3 protein-coding genes are annotated in these 5,961 nt (G+C 46.8%); 1 reads left to right on the top strand and 2 read right to left on the bottom strand.

Going from position 1 to position 5,961, the window contains the following annotated elements; genetic code table 11:
• Positions 1 to 118: 118 nt before the first annotated feature.
• Both typA and GPL15_RS26485 read right to left on the bottom strand, forming a co-directional pair.
• Positions 119 to 1,948, bottom strand: coding sequence for a translational GTPase TypA (gene typA / locus GPL15_RS26490; RefSeq protein WP_215701674.1), 1,830 nt, complete (start codon positions 1,946 to 1,948; stop codon positions 119 to 121).
• 155 nt (positions 1,949 to 2,103) lie between these two features.
• A complete protein-coding gene (locus tag GPL15_RS26485) occupies positions 2,104 to 2,754 on the bottom strand; it encodes a YigZ family protein (RefSeq protein WP_215701673.1) in 651 nt (216 codons plus the stop codon).
• A 165-nt stretch (positions 2,755 to 2,919) separates the two neighbouring features.
• On the opposite strand from GPL15_RS26485, the gene GPL15_RS26480 reads away from it, so the two are divergent.
• Positions 2,920 to 5,580, top strand: coding sequence for a transglycosylase domain-containing protein (locus GPL15_RS26480; protein WP_215701672.1), 2,661 nt, complete (start codon positions 2,920 to 2,922; stop codon positions 5,578 to 5,580).
• Positions 5,581 to 5,961: the final 381 nt, after the last annotated feature.

The following is a 5,961-nucleotide window of genomic DNA, read 5'->3' as shown; positions in this document are numbered from 1 at the left end:
GTATTTCTTAGGGTCGGAATCCGACCCCCAATTCCTCTCATCCCCGGCCGCCTGCCCCAGATTCCCCGTCTTCATGGCGTCACTCCTGCCAACTCGTTAAATAAAGATTTACCAAACTTTATTTTTTGAAGGAAGACCTTTTCCTTAAAGTCGGATCTAAAATTTTCTTACGGATGCGAAGGCTGCTTGGCGTGATCTCCAGGAGTTCGTCTGTGTCGATGAATTCCAGGCACTGCTCCAGGCTCATTTCTTTGGGGCTGGTCAGTTTCAGCGCTTCGTCGGCACTGGAAGAACGGGTGTTGGTAAGTTTTTTCGTTTTGCAGACATTTACCTCGATGTCCTCTGCCTTAGGATTCTGGCCGACGATCATGCCTGAGTATACTTTCTGGCCCGGGCCGATGAACAGTATGCCTCGTTCCTGAGCGTTAAAGAGGCCGTAGGTGATGGACTCACCGCTTTCATAGGCGATTAAAGATCCTGTCTTTCTGTAGTTTAAATCACCCTTGTATGGCCCGTAACCGTCAAAAATTGTGTTCATGATGCCGTTTCCTTTGGTATCGGTCATGAATTCCCCACGGTATCCGATCAGTCCTCTTGCCGGGATAGAAAATTCCAGCCTGGTGTAGCCGCCATTGGCCGGGCTCATTCCCTGAAGCTCTCCTTTACGGCTGGTCAGTTTCTGGATGACAGAACCGGTAAATTCTTCCGGCACGTCGATATAAGCCAGTTCCATGGGCTCCAATTTCTGGTTTCTTTCATTATAATGATAGAGAACCTCTGCCTTGCTCACTGCAAATTCAAAACCTTCTCTTCTCATATTCTCAATCAATACGGACAAATGCAGTTCTCCACGTCCGGATACTTTAAAACAGTCGGGAGATTCTGTCTCTTCCACTCTCAGGCTGACATCCGTATTTAATTCGCGGAATAAACGCTCTCTGATATGTCTGGATGTGATATATTTGCCTTCCTGACCTGCTAACGGGCTGTCGTTTACCATAAAATTCATGGCAATGGTTGGCTCGGAAATTTTCTGGAATGGAATCGCTTCCGGGTTTTCCACGGAACAAAGGGTATCGCCGATATGAATATCCGTAATTCCTGAAATCGCTACGATCGCACCGATCGTCGCTTCCTTCACTTCCACCTTGTTCAGTCCGTCAAATTCATAGAGTTTGCCGATCTTCACTTTACGGAATTTATCAGGATCATGGTGGTTTACCATAGCGCATTCCTGGTTTACCTTGATGGTTCCGTTATCCACTTTTCCCACACCGATACGGCCAACGTATTCATTGTAGTCAATGGTGCTGATAAGAACCTGGGTCGGTGCTTCAGGATCGCCTTCCGGCGCGGGGATATAGTCGACGATTGTTTCAAACAGCGGGCTCATATCCACACTGGCATCCTCCAGCTCCTTTTTCGCGTAACCGGATTTTGCAGAAGCGTATATGAACGGACAGTCTAACTGCTCATCCGACGCATCCAGATCCATAAACAGTTCCAAAATCTCATCGATCACTTCTGTCGGCCTTGCTTCCGGACGGTCAATCTTATTGATGCAGACAATTACCGGCAGATCCAGTTCCAGGGCTTTTCTCAGAACGAATTTCGTCTGGGGCATAGCGCCTTCATAAGCGTCTACCACAAGGATTACACCATTTACCATTTTAAGGACACGTTCCACTTCTCCGCCGAAATCCGCATGTCCCGGGGTATCAATAATATTGATCTTCGTATTCTTATAAAATACGGCCGTATTCTTAGATAAAATAGTAATACCGCGTTCTCTTTCAATATCGTTGGAGTCCATGACACGTTCAGCAACTTCCTGGTTTTCACGGAAAACTCCGCTCTGCTTCAGCAATTCATCAACCAGAGTTGTCTTGCCATGGTCTACATGGGCGATAATTGCAACGTTTCTTACATCTTCTCTCTTCATCTTCATATAAAATCTTCTCTTCTTTCTCAAAAATGTTCATACAATTCCATTTTAACAATTAGTCAGTATAACATCATATAGGAAGTAATGCAACATTTAAATTTTAAAAATGCCTTTTTTTCGCAAATACCCCTAAAATGCACAGCTCCGGCCCTCTGCCGTTAAAAAATAATTATTTCTTTATCCAGCATTCCATAATATAGAGGTTCTGATTCACCAATCCCCGCTTTTCCGTTGGTCGCTTCCGTAACTGCGTTTTTGAACTCCTCCACCTGCCCTGCCGGAACCAGATATTGGGCAGTCACATTTTCCGTATATACCGTGTCCATAACAGCCAGTCCCCGCTGGGCCGCCAGATACTGAAGCTTGCCGATTCCATTGTAATCCGTTCTGATCTCCACTTTTCTGGCCAGTTTCTTTTCTACGATACAGCTTCCTTTCAGCCCTTCCTGAACCGACTTGGAATATGCCCGCACCAGGCCTCCGGTTCCTAAAAGGGTCCCGCCGAAATAGCGGGTTACCACAACACATATATTATGGATATCCTCCCCCAAAAGAACATCCAGCATGGGCCTTCCCGCCGTCTGCGACGGCTCTCCGTCATCACTGCACCGCTGGATCTGATGCCGGTCCCCAATCACATATGCAGAACAGTTATGGCTGGCATCCCAGTATTTTTTCTTCATTTCTTCTATAAATAATACTGCTTCTTCCTCTGTCTCCACAGGTTTGGTTGTGGCGATGAAACGGGATTTTTTTTCAACCAGCTCACCTTGTCCGCCCTTGTATAAGATTTTATAGCTTTGATTCATAGTTTCAGTCTCCTAAAATTCATAAATATACCAGTTTCAACTCATACTAATATATCATAGATACCCCGGTCTAACCAGCACTTTACAAAACTTTTAATTCGAAGAGGCCTGGTTGAATTGTTTGGACATATTTGTTATAATGATCCGGTATAGAGGAGGACTCCTATGAATTACGGAAAATTACAAACCGAACGTAAGATACGTTCAGCCAATTCCAAAACTAAGAAATATGCGTCTAAACTATTTCTCGGTTTTTTTAAAGCTTGTTTAGTCATGTGCATTTTTGCCGTTGTCGTGGCTGGCAGCGTTGGATTTGGTATGATGAAAGGAATTATTGACAATTCTCCTGACGTAGACGTAGAAAGCATCGTCCCCATCGGCTATGCGACGACTGTTTATGACAGCAAGGGAAATGTCACGGATACCCTCGTAACTGCAGGCTCAAACCGCCAGGAGGCCACTTATGAAGAACTGCCTCCGGATCTTATCAATGCATTTGTAGCGATCGAAGACGCCCGTTTCTGGGAACATAATGGAATCGATATCCGTTCCATCATGCGCGCTGCCACCGGCGTTCTGATGGGCGAAAACAGAGGCGGCGGAAGCACCCTGACGCAGCAGCTGATTAAGAATAATGTATTTGGCGGTGGTAATGAGACGAGTTTTGGCGCCAAACTGGAGCGTAAATTCCAGGAACAGTATCTGGCCCTCCAGTTGGAAAAAACCATGGATAAAAAACTGATCATTACCAATTATTTAAATACCATCAACCTTGGCAACAATACGCTCGGCGTTAAGGTGGCCGCAAGGCGTTATTTTGACAAAGATGTCTCCGATCTCACGCTTTCTGAAGCGACGGTCATTGCGGGAATTACGAAAAACCCGGCACATATGAATCCCATCACCGGCAGGGAACGGAATGAAGAACGGCGGAAAATCATTCTTCAATATATGTTTGAGCAGGGCTATATTACAAAGGAACAGCAGGAAGAAGCCCTGGCAGACGACGTATATTCCAGAATCCAGAATGTAGATCTGATTACAAAAGAAACAACGACCCCTTACAGTTATTTTACCGATGAGCTGACCGCTCAGGTTAAAGAAACATTGAAGGAAAAATTAGGTTATACGGAAACGCAGGCCCACAATCTTCTTTACAGCGGAGGCCTTGAGATATTTACCACCCAGGATCCTGATATCCAGGCCATCGTGGATGAAGAAATCAATAATCCGGATAACTACACGGCAGCCAGATATTCCATTGAATACAGGCTTTCCGTCACACATGCGGACGGCACAACCCAGCATTATTCGGAAGAAGGGCTGAAAACCTGGAAAAAGACAGTGGTTGGCGCATCTTCTTATGACGGACTTTATGACAGCGAAGAAGAGATTCAGACAGAGATCGAAAATTACAAAGCATATGTCCTGAAAACCGGCGATACTATAATCGGTGAAAAACTGACGAAAACACTCCAGCCTCAGGCTTCCTTTGTCATCATGGACCAGGCAACCGGACAGGTGAAAGCGATCTGCGGCGGCCGGGGCGAGAAGACAGCCAGCCTGACATTAAACAGGGCCAGCAACACAAAACGCCAGCCGGGTTCCACATTTAAAGTTATCACATCCTTTGCGCCTGCTCTGGACGCCTGTGGCGCTACTTTAGGAACCGTATATTACGATTCGGTTTATACGGTTGGCAAGAAAACCTTCTCCAACTGGTACAGCCAGGGCTACTTAGGCTATTCCAGCATCCGGGACGGTATTATTTATTCCATGAATATCGTGGCAGTCCGCTGTATGATGGAGACAGTCACTCCTCAGCTGGGTGTTGAATATGCAAAGAATCTGGGCATCACCACCTTGACATCCAATGATTTAAATGCGGCCACCGCATTAGGCGGAATTACTGACGGCGTTACGAATCTGGAATTGACAGCCGCATATGCAGCTATCGCCAACCACGGCGTTTACACAAAACCGATTTTCTTCACAAAGATATTAGACCATAACGGCAAGGTACTAATTAATAATGAACCGGAAACCCATCAGGCGCTGAAGGATTCCACCGCTTTCCTGCTCACAGATGCCATGGCGGATTCCATGGTGAGCAATCGTAAATTTGCCCGCTCAGGAACCAACGTATCATCCACCAGCACCAGAGCCAATATTCCTGGAATGTCCAATGCGGGAAAAAGCGGTACAACCACCAGCAACAACGATATCTGGTTTGTAGGTTATACCCCATATTACACAGCGGGTATTTGGGCCGGTTGTGATAACAATCAAAAGCTCAATTCCAAAAACGGAGGCACTTCTTTCCATAAGGATCTCTGGCGCAAGATCATGACCCGTGTCCATGAAGGGCTGGAGGATCCGGGCTTTACGGTTCCTGACAGCATAGAAACTGCGGTGATATGCCGTAAATCCGGAAAGCTGGCCGTATCCGGCGTATGCGACGCAGATCCGCGTGGCAATGCCGTATATACCGAATATTTTGCCAAAGGCACTGTACCTACCGAAGTTTGCAATAATCATGTCCGCGCTACGGTTTGTGCGGAATCAGGAAGACTGCCAACCGAGTTCTGCCCGGAACGCACTTCCGCAACATTTATGTCAGTCCCGCCGGATTCAGGCCAGACAGATGATTCCGTATTTGCAATGCCGGGTTACTGTGATATCCACACGGGATCTGCCGTCATTGTAGACCCGAACCAGCCGACCGAACCGGAAACTTCCAGCGGAGATATTTCTCAGATCGGGCCGGGGTATGTATCGCCATCCACGGTAAGTCCGGTCACGCCGGATGAAGGTCCAGGAGAATAAATTTCATGTGACATATTGGCGGAAGTTACGCCATAAAGAAGGAAAATCCGGCGGGGGGGGCTTGGATCAAAGAGATTCGAGATCGGCTTCCGCCCCTAAGAGGTACTAAGGCCTTCAAGAACGAAAAAAGACAGGGCGGCGCCCGTTGAGAGGTAAACTTTTTATGAACTTTACCTCTTAACGGGCGCCTCAGAGACTGATTCAGTTTTCAGTTTCTGCCTGTCTTTTTTCATTCTTAAAGGCTTAGTACCTCTTAGGGGCTCCATACGACCTCGAATCCCTTTGTTCCAAGCCCCTCCCCGCCGGGTTTACCTTTTTTATGGCTGTGTACAATCTGCGGTAAGTATTTAAGTATAAAATCCCCCGCTCCCGAGAAAGCCA

Source organism: Clostridium sp. MCC353 (assembly GCF_018785315.1).
GTDB lineage: Bacteria > Bacillota > Clostridia > Lachnospirales > Lachnospiraceae > CHH4-2.
Note: the sequence above shows the minus strand (reverse complement) of the source record. Positions and strands in the feature narration are given on the sequence as shown.

Bases quoted from the DNA above. Each gene is read 5' to 3' on its own strand.
- GPL15_RS26480 (WP_215701672.1), top strand. From the start codon at position 2,920: ATGAATTACGGAAAATTACAAACCGAACGTAAGATACGTTCAGCCAAT.
- typA (WP_215701674.1), bottom strand. From the start codon at position 1,948: ATGAAGATGAAGAGAGAAGATGTAAGAAACGTTGCAATTATCGCCCAT.
- GPL15_RS26485 (WP_215701673.1), bottom strand. From the start codon at position 2,754: ATGAATCAAAGCTATAAAATCTTATACAAGGGCGGACAAGGTGAGCTG.